14 protein-coding genes are annotated in these 12,811 nt (G+C 70.6%); 4 read left to right on the top strand and 10 right to left on the bottom strand.

Translation table 11 applies throughout. The features are described from left to right. Positions 1–20: 20 nt before the first annotated feature. Positions 21–404 (bottom strand): VOC family protein, encoded by a 384-nt coding sequence (locus ACLQ2O_RS32040; protein ID WP_425838996.1) that lies wholly within the window; start codon positions 402–404, stop codon positions 21–23. Between the two features lie 67 nt (positions 405–471). Beyond that, entirely contained in the window at positions 472–1,353 is an 882-nt protein-coding gene (locus ACLQ2O_RS32035; protein ID WP_425838994.1) for a DMT family transporter, read from the bottom strand. Between the two features lie 76 nt (positions 1,354–1,429). Here ACLQ2O_RS32035 and ACLQ2O_RS32030 point away from each other — a divergent pair, with 76 nt between their 5' ends. Next, positions 1,430–2,347, top strand: a complete 918-nt coding sequence (locus tag ACLQ2O_RS32030; protein ID WP_425838992.1) for a LysR family transcriptional regulator — start codon at positions 1,430–1,432, stop codon at positions 2,345–2,347. Here ACLQ2O_RS32030 and ACLQ2O_RS32025 read toward each other — a convergent pair. Beyond that, positions 2,336–2,914 carry a TetR/AcrR family transcriptional regulator gene (locus tag ACLQ2O_RS32025; RefSeq protein ID WP_425838989.1) on the bottom strand — a complete coding sequence of 193 codons (579 nt, stop codon included), beginning with the start codon at positions 2,912–2,914 and terminating at the stop codon, positions 2,336–2,338. The genes ACLQ2O_RS32030 and ACLQ2O_RS32025 overlap by 12 nt on opposite strands. 82 nt (positions 2,915–2,996) lie before the next feature. Here ACLQ2O_RS32025 and ACLQ2O_RS32020 point away from each other — a divergent pair, with 82 nt between their 5' ends. Next, on the top strand, positions 2,997–3,878 hold the full coding sequence (locus ACLQ2O_RS32020) for an SDR family oxidoreductase (RefSeq protein WP_425838986.1): 882 nt from the start codon (positions 2,997–2,999) through the stop codon (positions 3,876–3,878). Positions 3,879–3,994: 116 nt separating this feature from the next. Here ACLQ2O_RS32020 and ACLQ2O_RS32015 read toward each other — a convergent pair whose 3' ends face one another. Next, positions 3,995–4,678, bottom strand: coding sequence for a VOC family protein (locus tag ACLQ2O_RS32015; protein WP_425838984.1), 684 nt, complete (start codon positions 4,676–4,678; stop codon positions 3,995–3,997). An 18-nt stretch (positions 4,679–4,696) separates the two neighbouring features. Further along, on the bottom strand, positions 4,697–5,365 hold the full coding sequence (locus ACLQ2O_RS32010; protein WP_425838981.1) for a class I SAM-dependent methyltransferase: 669 nt from the start codon (positions 5,363–5,365) through the stop codon (positions 4,697–4,699). A 95-nt stretch (positions 5,366–5,460) separates the two neighbouring features. Here ACLQ2O_RS32010 and ACLQ2O_RS32005 point away from each other — a divergent pair, with 95 nt between their 5' ends. After that, a complete protein-coding gene (locus ACLQ2O_RS32005; protein ID WP_425838978.1) occupies positions 5,461–6,225 on the top strand; it encodes a sulfite exporter TauE/SafE family protein in 765 nt (254 codons plus the stop codon). A 177-nt stretch (positions 6,226–6,402) separates the two neighbouring features. Here the strand turns inward: ACLQ2O_RS32005 and ACLQ2O_RS32000 are convergent, their stop codons facing one another. After that, complete coding sequence (locus tag ACLQ2O_RS32000; protein WP_425839125.1) at positions 6,403–6,990, bottom strand: HutD/Ves family protein; 588 nt, start codon at positions 6,988–6,990, stop codon at positions 6,403–6,405. Then, a complete protein-coding gene (locus tag ACLQ2O_RS31995; RefSeq protein WP_425838975.1) occupies positions 6,987–8,150 on the bottom strand; it encodes an acyl-CoA dehydrogenase family protein in 1,164 nt (387 codons plus the stop codon). Before ACLQ2O_RS31995 ends, ACLQ2O_RS32000 begins: the two co-directional genes overlap by 4 nt. A gap of 135 nt (positions 8,151–8,285) precedes the next feature. Between ACLQ2O_RS31995 and ACLQ2O_RS31990 the strand changes: the two genes are divergently transcribed. Further along, positions 8,286–9,626 carry a UDP-glucose dehydrogenase family protein gene (locus ACLQ2O_RS31990; protein ID WP_425838973.1) on the top strand — a complete coding sequence of 447 codons (1,341 nt, stop codon included), beginning with the start codon at positions 8,286–8,288 and terminating at the stop codon, positions 9,624–9,626. Between the two features lie 73 nt (positions 9,627–9,699). Here ACLQ2O_RS31990 and ACLQ2O_RS31985 read toward each other — a convergent pair whose 3' ends face one another. The 3 genes from ACLQ2O_RS31985 to ACLQ2O_RS31975 all read right to left on the bottom strand — a co-directional run bounded on the left by ACLQ2O_RS31985 (position 9,700) and on the right by ACLQ2O_RS31975 (position 12,681). Further along, a complete protein-coding gene (locus ACLQ2O_RS31985; RefSeq protein ID WP_425838970.1) occupies positions 9,700–10,920 on the bottom strand; it encodes an MFS transporter in 1,221 nt (406 codons plus the stop codon). 80 nt (positions 10,921–11,000) lie between these two features. Further along, on the bottom strand, positions 11,001–11,498 hold the full coding sequence (gene purE, locus ACLQ2O_RS31980; RefSeq protein WP_425838967.1) for a 5-(carboxyamino)imidazole ribonucleotide mutase: 498 nt from the start codon (positions 11,496–11,498) through the stop codon (positions 11,001–11,003). Positions 11,499–11,508: 10 nt separating this feature from the next. Next, the gene (locus tag ACLQ2O_RS31975; RefSeq protein WP_425838965.1) at positions 11,509–12,681 is read right to left on the bottom strand and encodes a 5-(carboxyamino)imidazole ribonucleotide synthase; all 1,173 of its coding nucleotides are present in this window, start codon (positions 12,679–12,681) and stop codon (positions 11,509–11,511) included. Between the last annotated feature and the right edge of the window lie 130 nt (positions 12,682–12,811).

The following is a 12,811-nucleotide window of genomic DNA, read 5'->3' as shown; positions in this document are numbered from 1 at the left end:
GGCCCGGCCGAGGCCGGACGTCAGAAGCCCGGCAGGAACAGGCAGAAGATGTGGCCCGCCGGGTCGGCGAGGATGCGGACGCCTTCCGGCTGGGGCTGCGAGGCCATCAGGGTTGCGCCGGCGTCGAGCGCTCGTTGCTGGGCGGCTTCGAGGTCGTCGACCCGGAAGTCCAGGTGGATCTGCATCTGCTGATGGCCGGGCTTGCCCGGCCACTGCGGTGGGCTGTGGTTGGGGTTGCGCTGGAACGACAGCTTGCTGCTGCCGTCCGGCCCGCGGAGCTGAGCCCACTCGTCCTCGTTCTCGACGATCTCCCACCCGAGCAACCGGTGGTAGAACTCCGCCAGCACCTGCGGATCAGGCGCGTCGAGCACGACGCCGGACAGCGGAATCATCTTGTCTGCCACGAAACCTCCCAAGGTTCAGGGAGCCCCGGTAGCCCGTGGTGGGATCGGGAAACCTTCCAGGTTCGCGTCAGCTGTTCTGTACGGCGTACTGCCTGCGCGGTGCCGGCCACTGAATCACCAGTACGGCGGCAAGCACGACCGCTCCCCCGAGGAGCTGGGTCGAGTTGAGCGACTCCCCGAAGATAGTTGCCGCCAGCAACACCGTGACCACGGGCTCGAGCGTCGACAGGATCGACGCGGCGGACGGACCGACACGCGCCAACCCGGCGAAGAAGGTGAGGATCGCGGCGACGGTGCTGACCACCGCGATCGCGGTCAGCCAGAGCCATCCGCTGGGGGCGAAGTCAAAACGCGGACCGCCTTGCACCGTAGAGAAAACCGCGAACGTACAGGCAGCCCCGGTGCACACCAGCGACGACAACGCCACCGGCGACATGCCGGCGCCGATACGATCGCCGGCCAGGATGTAGATCGTGTAGGCAACAGCCGCACCGAAGCCCATCGCCGCGCCCAGCGGGTCAAGGCTCCCGGAGGCCGCGCCGCCGAGGACGAGCGCCGTACCGGCCGAGGCGATCAGCAGGGCGGCGATACGCCGCGAAGAGGCGCGTTCGCGGCGCAGCGCGATGGCGCCGATCGTCACCAGGGCCGGGTACGCGTACAGGATCAGCGCGAGCAGCGAAGCGTCGATCCGTTCGAGCGCGCCGAAGAAGAGCCCGGACTGCGTCGCGTAGCCGACGCCACCCATGGCGAGGCCTGCGACCAGCGAGCGACGCGGTACGCCGCGCAGCGCGCCCGTCGTACCGGCGACGACGAGCAGGAGGGCGGCAGCGACCGCGAAGCGGACGAGCAGCAGGTCGCCGACGTCGACGCCCGCGTCGTACGCGAGCTTGCCGAAGATGGCCATGGCACCGAAGCAGACGGCGGACAGGAGGCAGAGGAGAGGACCCACGCGACGATGCTCGCAGCGCTCAACTGTTCACGTCTATCTCACGTTTGTGCATGGCATCGAGTAGATTCACTGAACGATGCTCGATCTCCGACGACTCCGCCTGCTCCGCGAGCTGCACGCCCGCGGGACGATGCACGGCGCCGCGAAAACGCTCGGTTACACCCCGAGCGCGATCTCCCAGCAGCTCGCCGTTCTCGAACGCGAAGCCGGCGCCAAGCTGCTCGAACGGACCGGCCGCAACGTCCGCCTCACCGACGCCGGGCAGGCACTCGTCCGCCACGCGGCGGTCCTGCTCGACGGGCTCGAAGCCGCCGAGGCCGAGGTCGCGGCGATCGCCGCAGGCCATCCGGCGGGCGTCGTCCGGGTGTCCGCGTTCCAGTCGGCCTTCCTCCGCATCGTCGCCCCGGCCGTCGCCGCGCTCGCGACGAGTCATCCAGGCATCCGCATCGAAGTGACCGAGGCCGAGGTCGAGGGTTCGATCCCGGCACTGCGTCTCGGCCAGCTCGACGCCGTCGTCGGCGACGAGTACTCCGGTCAGCCACGCCCGGTCCACACCAACCTGACCCGCGAGTCCCTGGTCCGCGAGGAGGTGCGCCTGGTCCTCCCCGAGTCACATCCTCAAGCAGGCAACGGGAAAGTCCGCATGGCCGCGCTGTCCGACGCCCGCTGGGGCGCCTGCCAACCCGGCACGGGCCACCGCGAGATGCAGATCCGCGCTTGTCGCGATCTCGGCCACTTCGAGCCGGACCTGCGCTACGCCTCGGACGACTTCCTCATCCTCGTCGAGATGGTCCGCACCGCCGGCGCCTGCGCCCTGCTGCCCGATCTGGTCCTCGGGTACGGCGTACCGGGTGTCGCTGTCCGTCCGCTCGCCGAGGGTCCGATCGACCGCGAGGTCTTCCTGCTCACCCGCGCGACCAGGACCCCCGCCGTCGAGGCCGTCGCCGCGGCGCTGCACGCCGCGGCACTGCATCCCAAGGGCTCAGCCCAGTGACCCTGTCGCCGCCCGGAGCGAATCAAGAGCTGCCAGCGTGTACGGCGCAAGCTCGTCCCCGGCATCGTGATCGCCCTCGGACCACTCGGCGTACCCCTGCTTGAACGCGAGCACCCCGAACTCACCGGCCAGCTGCGCGATCGGGTCAGGCACCCCGCGAGCGATCAGCGCCGTCGTCATCGCCGCAGCGAGCCCGACCGACTTGAGCGCGTCACGCTCCTGCAGCTCGGTGCTGGCGGCAATGGCCGCCTTCAGCCGCGGTCCGAACTCACGGTTCACCGGGCCCATCGCGCCGGACGCGCGCTCGAGCCCGGCCGCGACGGCGGCCAGCGGGGTGGCGTCCTCGGGCGCGTCGGCGATCCCCTCGGTCAGCAGCCGGCACAGCGTCTCCTGCCCGGCCACCAGGAGATCGCGCTTGTCGGGGAAGTACCGGAAGAAGGTGCTCTTGGTGACCCCGGCGCGCTCGGCGATCTGGGCGACGGTCGTGGTGTCGTACCCCTGCTCGGTGAACAGGTCGATGGCCGCGACGACCAGTCGCTCGCGTGCCCCCGGTTCCCATCGCGCCATGGACCCATCCTAGCGATGGGACTTTTGTCCCATCGCCTGCTACGTTGATGAGACAAGAGTCCCATCACTCTCGGAGGGTTCCATGATCGTCTTCGTCACCGGCGGCACCGGCCTGATCGGCTCCGCCGCCGTCGCCGAACTGCTCGGCAACGGCCACACCGTGCTCGCGCTCGCCCGTTCCGACGCCTCCGCGGAGGCTGCCGCGAAGGCCGGCGCCGAGCCGATCCGGGGCGGCCTCACCGACCTCGACGTCCTCCGCGCCGGCGTCGCCCGGGCCGACGGAGTCATCCACCTTGCCTTCAGCAACGACTTCAGCAGCACCGAGGCCGTCACCCGCTCGGTCGAGGAGGAGAGCGCCGCCATCGCGACGCTGGGCAACGAGCTCGTCGGCAGCGATCGCCCGCTGGTCCTCGCCTCGGGCACTCCCGCCGTACCGGGTCGCGCCTCTGTCGAGTCCGACCCGACGGTGACCGACGGCCCGGTCGGCGGTCGCGGTCGCGCGGTCGCCGCGGCCCTCCACCTGGCTGCCCGCGGCGTCCGGAGCTCGGCAGTCCGCCTCCCGCGGACCGTCCACAACCAGGGCGACGGCGGTTTCGCCGGCCTGCTGACCCAGATCGCCCGCCAGACAGGCGTTTCGGGCTACCCGGGCGACGGTACGCAGCGCTGGCCGGCCGTGCACGCTCTCGACGCCGCCGTCCTCCTGCGCCTGGCGTTGGAGAACGCACCGGCCGGGACCGCCTGGCACGCCGTGGCCGACGAAGGCGACGCCGTACGGGACATCGCGACGGTCATCGGCCGACGGCTGGAACTGCCCGTCAAGCCGGTACCCGAGGAGACCTTCGGCCCGATCGGCGCGATCTTCGCGGCCGACCAACCCTCCTCCAGCGCCCACACGCAGCAGGCCCTCAACTGGCACCCGACCCACCCGAGCCTGCTCGACGACCTGGAGAACCTCCAGCCCTGAACTGATCCCGATCCCGATCCCGATCCCGATCGCGCTCACCGCGATCGTCCTCGCGCTGGTCATCACCGTGCTGGTCCTGCGCCCGGCACCGACGCCGGGCGACTAGCAGGACGGTTTCAGCCGTCCCGGCCCTGCCAGGTGGTCACGCAGACCTCGTTGCCCTCCCGGTCGGCCAGCACCCAGAAGGCGGGGGCACGCGTCGCGGACACCAGCCGGCCGCCGGCCGCCAGTGCGGCCTCGATGCGGCGGGGCGCCTCGTCGTGCGGAACACAGATGTCGAAGTGGATGCGATTACGCTGCGGACGCGGCGCGTCCATCTGCTGGAACCAGACGGCCGGGCCCTGGCCGACCGGATCGATGAGCGGATCCTTCGGCCCCTCCGCACCCGCCTCGCCGGTGTAGCCCAGCACCGCCCGCCAGAACTCCCGGATCCCGGCGATGTCCAATGCGTCGATCGCGATCTCGAGAATCTGGACGGAACGCGGCGCGCCCGTTCCGATCTCGGGCTCCGTCATGGCCCCCACGGTGCTGGAGATCAGGAGCGCGAGCTCGACGTCCCGGCTGGTCACCCCGGCGTGCTCCAGCGACTGCAGGGTGAAGACGACCCGATCAGGGCGGCCATCGACCCGGAGGTGCCCGTCGGCGTCATCGCCGCACGCCGCGACAGCATCGGCAGCCAGGCCGATCCCCTGAGCCAACGACCCGACCGGGACCGACGTGAGCAAAGCACCGAGCAGGAAGCGCCACCCCGCGTCGTCGACCGCCTCCGACGCTTCCTGCCGACCCAGAATCTTTTCCATACCCGCAGTTTTGCAGGGTCATGCCGGTAGCGCCGTCCAGGCCAAGGTGTAGCGCCAGAACAGCGCGCGGCGGAGCTGCGCGCCAGGCAGAACCCGTTCAGCGGTGCGGGCGATCTCCTCGAACGATTCCGCGGCCATCGCGACGGGAGCGGTCATCTGCTGCGGTGTTTCGCGTGCTCGACGCGGATGGACGACGACGCCGACGACCGGGTTCAGGATCAGCGAGGCGACCGACCAGGGAAGGTCTGCGGGCGACTCCCGGCTGAGGCCGACCACCACGAGCCGTCCACCCGGGCGCAGCAGTTCGCGGACCTTCTCGAGCGTGGCGTGCAGCGGCAGATGATGCAGCACCGCCACGAAGGTGATGAGGTCGTAGCGGTTCCGGTGGGACGCGTCGAACGGCTCGTTCAGGATGCGGACGTTGGCGAGGCCCTCGGTCGTCCGCCGGGCCAGCTCCGCGGTCGGGACGTCGGCCTCGATGCCCGTCACCGCGGGAAAGACGCTCGCGAGCCGGCGTACGAGGTTCCCCGTCCCGCAGCCCACGTCCAGGGCCTCCGTTCCACCGGCCGCGCGGACGCGACGCGCGTGGTGGAGGACGAGTGCGGCATAGGCGTCGTTGTGGGACCAGGGATGGGCGTCGTTGAAGCGACCGACGGCGGCCAGCGCGCTGGTGAGGGCACGAGACATGGTTCGACAGTACCGACGGGTCTCCGGCGGGACCGCGGCATCTAGGATCGAACCGGTAGCCCGTCTCGACGGACCGAGCAGAGGGAGCGGTAACGGTGGCGGAACTCTCGGCTCCGCTGCTCGTCCTGCTGGCCGCCTTCGGCCTCGCCGGCGGGATCGGGATCACGGCCATCGGGCCCGGTGGAGTACTGCCGACGATCGGGCTGTTCGCCCTGACCAGTCTGTCGCCGGCCCAGGTCGCCGGGACCGCGATCGTCACCCATGTCGCCACCGGCGCGCTGGGGACAGCCGCCTACGCCCGGTCGGGGCAATTGCGCGACCAGCAGACGCGGCGGACGGCGCTGATCCTGGCCGGTGCGGCCGTGATCGGCACACCGGTCGGCGTACTGATCAACGCGGCCGTGTCCAAGCGGGTGTTCGGCATCCTGCTCGCGGTCTTCGTGACCGTCGTCGCGGCGCTGGTGCTCTACCGCGAGCGAAGTCGCGCGCCGGCGCCGGAGACGCACCCTTCGGCACCGCTGCTGGCGGGCATCGGGCTGCTGGTCGCCGTAGCAGCCGGGATCGTCGGGATCGGCGGGCCGATGCTCACGGTCCCGCTGCTCGTGGCAGCCGGCGTACCGGTCCTGGAATCGCTGGCGGTGGCCCAGGCGCAATCGATCGTCATCGCCGGGGTGGGCAGCGTCGGGTACCTGGCCGCCGGTGCCATCAACTGGCCGCTCGCGGCGCTGATCGGAGTCCCGGAACTGGCCGGCGTGCTGGTCGGCTGGCGAATCGCCCACGCACTGCCGACCCGCCAGCTCAAGTACGCACTCGTCATCGCCCTGTTCGCGCTGGCGCCCTACCTCGCACTGCACAGCTAGGGCGTGTCTGGCAATTGTCGCCGTAGCGAGCAGGTGCTCGGTGCGGTAGCTCGGAGTGCTGGAGTGAAGCCCTCGATGTTTTTCCATCGTGGGCTTTGCTCCAGTGCTTCGAGGTGCCGTGCCGAGTGCCGCGCAGTAGGCGAGAATCGCCAGACACGCCCTAGGGGCCTGAGGCACCTACCGCTCGAGGGTCTCGATCCGAATGACGGCGACGTGACCGTTGCCCACGGCACGCACTCGTTCGTCGAGCTCCGCGACGTCGCCGGCGCCCAGCGTCACGGAAGGGCCCTCGGTCTCGAGGGTGACGGATCCGTCGAGGCAGACGATCACCAGAGGGTCCGCCTCAGCGAGCGTCAGCGGGGCGTCCAGCTTCTCGATCGACACGGTGGCGTTCGACCGCCCGCGCCTGGTCATGACGTTGAGGTCGCGGGTCGGGCCGGAAACCCGGCACCGGACCTCGACAGCGCCGTCGAACTGGAACGGCTCGTACGGCGTGAGCGTGTGCGCGATCCCGGGCAGCTGCAGGGACATCGCCTCCCCTTCGACCAGGACAATCGTCCGGTCGACGTCCGGGAAGACCGAGAACTCGCAGTCCTCGGTGACTTCGGCCAGGCTGACGCGCCAGCTGAAGTCAGCCGAGGAACCGCCGCTCGGCGGCGCCTCGGCGTCGCCGCCCGGCGGGTCGCTCGCCAGCTCGGTCGTCAGGCCGGCGCCGTTGCGCCACGCGACCCGGTGCTGGTCGGCGGCGCGCCGGTAGCGCCTCAGCCCAGCCCCTTCAGCAGTTGCCGGGCCATCACGATCCGCTGGACCTGGTTGGTGCCTTCGTAGATCTGGGTGATCTTGGCGTCGCGCATCATCCGCTCGACCGGGTAGTCGTGGGTGTAGCCGTAGCCGCCGAGGAGCTGGACGGCGTCGGTGGTGACGGCCATCGCGACGTCGGAGGCGAAGCACTTCGCGGCGGCGCCGAAGTAGGTGAGGTCGGGAGCGTTCCGCTCCGAGCGGGCGGCCGCGGCGTACGTCAGCTGGCGGGCGGCCTCGAGCTTCATGCCCATGTCGGCGAGCATGAACTGCAGGCCCTGGAACTCCGCGATCGCCTTGCCGAACTGCTTGCGCTCCTTGACGTAGCCGAGCGCGTAGTCGAGCGCGCCCTGCGCGATGCCGAGGGCCTGGGCGGCGATCGTCACGCGGGTGTGGTCGAGCGTCGCCATCGCCGTACCGAAGCCCGTGCCCGGGTCGCCGATCATCCGCGCCGCCGGGATCCGGACGTTGTCGAAGTAAACCTCGCGGGTCGGCGAGCCCTTGATGCCGAGCTTCTTCTCCGGGGCGCCGAAGGACACGCCCTCGTCGGCCTTCTCGACCACGAACGCCGAGATGCCCTTCGACCGCGCGTCGGGATCGGTCACCGCGAACACCGTGTAGTAGTCGCTGACACCGGCGTTGGTGATCCAGCGCTTCACGCCGTTCAGCACGAAGTCGTCGCCGTCCGCGACCGCGCGGGTCTTCATCGACACCGCGTCCGAGCCGGCCTCGGGCTCGGACAGGCAGTACGAGAACATCGCGTCGCCGGCCGCGACCGGCGGCAGGTACCGCTGCTTGACCTCCTCGGACGCCGACAGCAGCAGCGGCAGCGAGCCGAGCTTGTTCACCGCGGGGATCAGCGAGGTGGACGCGCAGGCGCGGGCCACCTCCTCGATCACGATCACCGTGGCCAGCGCGTCCGCGCCGGCGCCGCCGTAGGCCTCCGGGATGTGCGGGGCGTGGAAGTCCGAGGCCTTCAGCGCGTCGTACGACGCCTTCGGGAACTCGGCGAGCTCGTCGACGTCCCCGGCGTGCGGGGCCACCTTGGCGTCGCAGACGTCGCGGACCGCCGCCCGGATCGCGTCGTGCTCCTCGGACAGCGCGTACAGGTCGAATGAGTTACTCACGAGTTTCAATCTACGACGGATCGCCGCGGACCGGGAGCCGACGGCACCGGAAAGTGACGTACGGCGCACCCAGCGGCACCCTGCCGGACCAGCGCCGTTCACTGGCCGGAAAGCGGCGTCGGTAGAGTCGCCCGCATGACTGAAGGCACGCCCACCAGCTCCCTGCGGATCGCGGTGATCGGGACCAACTACCTCGGCGCCAACACGGCCGCGGGCATGGCCGAGTTCGGTTTCGACGTGATCGGCGTCGAGATCGACGAGCACCGGCTGAAGCTGCTCAACGACGGCAAGGCGCCGCTGTACGAGCCCGGGCTGGACCCGCTGCTGAAGAAGCACGTCGACTCCGGGCGGCTGCGCTTCACCAAGGACTACCGCGAGGTCGCGGACTGGGCGGACGTCTACTTCATCTGTGTGGGCACGCCGCAGACCGAGGGCAGCGACGCCGCCGACCTGGCCCAGGTCAACTCGGTGGTCGACATGCTCGCCCCGCTGCTGACCCGGCCGGTCCTGGTCGTCGGGCGTTCGACCGTCCCGGTCGGTACGTCGAAGCTGGTCGAGCAGCGGTTCCACACCGAGGCCCCGGCCGGGCCCGGGGTCGAGATCGCCTGGCAGCCGGAGTTCCTGCGCGAGGCGCACGGCGTCGACGACACGCTGCACCCGGACCGGCTGGTGTTCGGCGTACAGACTCCTGAGGCCGAGGCGACGCTGCGGGAGGTGTTCGCGACACCGATCGCCGAAGGGACACCGGTCGTCGTCTGCAACCTGCCGACCGCCGAGCTGGTCAAGGGTGGCGCGAACGCCTTCCTGGCCACGAAGATCTCGTTCATCAACGCGCTGTCGGAGATGGCCGACGCGACCGGCGCCGACGTCACCCAGCTCGCCGACGCGCTCGGTTTCGACCAGCGGATCGGCCGCGGCATGCTGAACGCCGGTCCCGGGTACGGCGGCGGCTGCCTGCCCAAGGACCTGCGCGCCTTCATGGCCCGCGCCGGTGAGCTCGGCGTCGAAGAAGTGATCACGCTGCTGCGCGAGGTCGACGACATCAACTACCGGCGGCGGGCGCGGATCGTCGACGTCACCCACGAGCTGCTCGGCGCCGCGTGGGTCGGGCGGAACGTCACCGTGCTCGGGGCAGCGTTCAAGGCCGGGACGGACGACGTAAGGGACTCGCCCGCGCTCGACATCGCCGGCCGGATCCAGCTCCACGGCGCGACCGTCACCGTGTACGACCCCGAGGCGATGGAGAACGCGCGCCGGGTCCGCCCGACGCTGCGGTACGCCGCCTCGGCGCTCGAGGCGTGCGAGAACGCCCACCTGGTCCTGCACCTGACCGAGTGGCCGGAGTTCCGCGCGCTCGACCCGGTCACGCTGAAGGAGGTCGTGGACACCCCGGTGATCCTCGACGCGAGACTGCTGCTCGACTCGGCCCAGTGGCGCGCGGCGGGATGGACCTACCGGGCACCGGGCAAGCCGTAACCGACCCACACGGCCCACCGGTGGCGGGGTTCTGTCCTGCCGGCAGAGAAGACGCAGGTACGCCGTACCGGTGTCAGGTGACGGTGGCCTCGCGCATCACCCTGCGACTCAGAGCGAAGCAGCCGATCAGGGCGGTCAGGACGCTGATGCCCAGGCAGACCCCGGCGATGCCGATGCCGTCGAGGTCGATGAAGAACCCGAGCAGAGGGTTCATCACCACCAGGGCGAGGCTTTGGCACAGGACGACGACCGACTGCAGCCGGGACTGGTAGTCCTTCTCGACCGAGTTCATCAGCAGGGGCAGCAGGTGGCCGGTGAAGGTGCCAACACCCAGACCGCTGACGATCGCCGCGGCCATCGTCAGCGGTAGTGGATCGAGGAAGGCCAGTCCGAGGATCCCGATCGACGCCAGCAGCAGTCCCAGCGCCGCCACCAGGCCCGGGCGCTGGAACGCGCCGCGCATCAGGATGCGCAGCGCGATCAGGCCGACGCCGAGGCTTCGGACTGCGATCAGCAGTGAGGCACGGCCGGCGTCCCAGCCGTGTTCCCGGGCCAGCAGCGGCAGCAGCAGTGCGTCCATGGGCATCAGCAGGCCCGCCGCCAAGGTCATGGTGACCAGCAGGGTCCGGGTCAGCGGGCGCCCGAAGGCCACCTTCACACCATCGGCGATCGAGCGGAACATGCCCGTGGTCGGTTTCGGCGGCGGCGCGATCGTTCGGCCCATCAGGGTCAGCACCACGATCATCACCGCGAAGGTCAGCGCGTCGAACCCGGCCGCGGCGGTCAGCCCCGCCCAGCCGACCAGGGCGCCACCGACGGCCGCGCCGATCACGGCGAAGACCATGCCGGTGACCTGGAAGCTGGCCATCGCGCGGGGGATCTGGGCGGGCGGAACGAGCAGCCGCGGCATCGACCGGGACGACGGGAGGAAGAACGCGTCGATCACCCCGACCAGCAAGGCGGTGCCGAGCAGCAGCCAGACCGGCTCGTCGATGGCGATCGTCACCGGGACAAGGAGTGTCGTGAGCGCGAACATCGCCGTACAGCTCAGCAGCAGAACACGTGGTGCGCCGAAGCGGTCACCGATCGCCCCGCCGATCAGCAGCAAGGCCGCGCGCGGTGCCGCTGCCAGCAACAGCACGAGGCCGGCCACCTTGCCGCCGTAGTGACTGGCCGACCAACCGATCGCGAAAGTCATCGCGATGTCGCCGAGCAGGGACACCGCAGCGCCGAAGAGCCAGATCCAGTAGCGGACCGGGATGCGCTGAGTGTCCGGTTCTGCGGGCGGAGTCACGATCGACGACCTTAGACGACAATGGTTGGGATCTCACGGCTACCCGCGCCAAGGGTGTGGAAAACCGCCTCGGTCCGGGCTTAACGCAGCTCTTCCGCCCCGTCACGCACCGCTGCGCCCTTGGCCTTGGCCAGTGCGGCCAAGGAGTCCTGGAAGTCTGTCATCTTCTGCAAGAGCCCGGCGTCGTGCGCGGCGAGGATCCGTACCGCCAGCAGTCCCGCGTTGCGGGCGTTGCCGATCGACACCGTCGCCACCGGTACGCCGGCCGGCATCTGCACGATCGACAGCAGCGAGTCCATCCCGTCGAGGTACTTCAGCGGTACCGGTACGCCGATCACCGGCAACGGCGTCACCGCCGCGAGCATGCCCGGCAGGTGCGCCGCGCCGCCGGCTCCGGCGATCAGCACCTTGAGCCCGCGTTCGTGCGCCTGCCGCCCGTACTCGATCATCTCCACCGGCATCCGGTGCGCGGAGATCACGTCCGCCTCGAACGTCACGCCGAACTCGGCGCAGACCTCCGCGGCGGCCTTCATCACCGGCCAGTCGGAGTCCGATCCCATCACGATGCCCACGCTCATGGCCGGTTCCTCACTCGTCGATCGTGCCGGTCAGGTACGCCGCGGCGTGCCGCGCGCGGTCGCGGACCTCGTCGAGGTCGTCGCCGTACGCCGTGACGTGCCCGACCTTGCGGCCCGGCTTCACGGACTTGCCGTAGAAGTGCACCTTCAGCCCCGGGTCGCGGGCCATGCAGTGCAGCAGTCCCAGGTGCATGTCCTCGACGTCGCCGCCGAGCACGTTCACCATCACCGTGTACGGCGCCCGCGCGGCCGGCGACCCCAGCGGCAGGTCCAGGACGGCGCGCAGGTGGTTCTCGAACTGACTGGTGACCGCGCCCTCGATCGACCAGTGGCCGGTGTTGTGCGGGCGCATCGCGAGCTCGTTCACGAGCAGGCGGCCGTCGCGGGCCTCGAACATCTCGACCGCGAGGATGCCGACCACGCCCAGCTCGCCGGCGATCCGCAGCGCGGTCTGCTGCGCCTGGGCGGCCTTGTCCGGGTCCAGCCCGGGCGCCGGTGCGGTGACCTCGACGCAGATGCCGTTCTCCTGCACCGATTCGACGACCGGGTAGGCGACCGCCTGGCCGTGCGGGCTGCGGGCGACGATCGCGGACAGCTCGCGGACGAAGTCGACCTTCTCCTCGGCCAGGATCGGTACGCCGGAACCGAACGCCTGCGCGACCGCCGCGTCGTCCGGTCCGTCGACGACCCAGACGCCCTTGCCGTCGTACCCGCCGCGGGTGGTCTTGAGAATGATCGGGAAGCCGCCGACGCGCTTGGCGAAGTCGGCGACCTCGGCCGGCGTCGCGACCACCTGGTGGGCCGGCGCGGGCGCGTCGATGGTGTCCAGCCGCTGCCGCATCACCGCCTTGTCCTGCGCGTGCACGAGCGCGTCCGGACCAGGCCGTACGGCGACGCCTGCCGCCTCCAGCTCGCGCAGCAGCTCGGTCGGCACGTGCTCGTGGTCGAAGGTGACGACGTCCGCCTCCGCCGCGAAGGCCTTGACCGTGGCCGGGTCGCGGTAGTCGCCGACCGGCGCGTCGGCCACCGCCTGCGCCGCCGACACCGTCGGGCCCTCGGCCAGCACCCGCAGCTGGATCCCCAGCGCGACCGCCGACTCCTGCGTCATCCTGGCCAGCTGACCGCCGCCGACCATGCCCACCACGGGGGTCCCGACGGGGAGGTCCTTACGCTCGAACTTCACGGCCCCGAGCCTAGTGGTTGGCCTCGCCGCCGCTTACATCACCCGGGACCGGGCGGCCACTGCGCCGCGCGGGCGATTTTCGTGTCGGCCCCCACGGCGGGTACCGTGAAGATTGCCCCACTGACTGCTC

The organism is Kribbella sp. DT2 (assembly GCF_049844575.1).
GTDB lineage: Bacteria > Actinomycetota > Actinomycetes > Propionibacteriales > Kribbellaceae > Kribbella.
The sequence above is the reverse complement of the archived record's forward strand: the minus strand, read 5'-3'. Positions and strand labels throughout refer to the sequence as shown.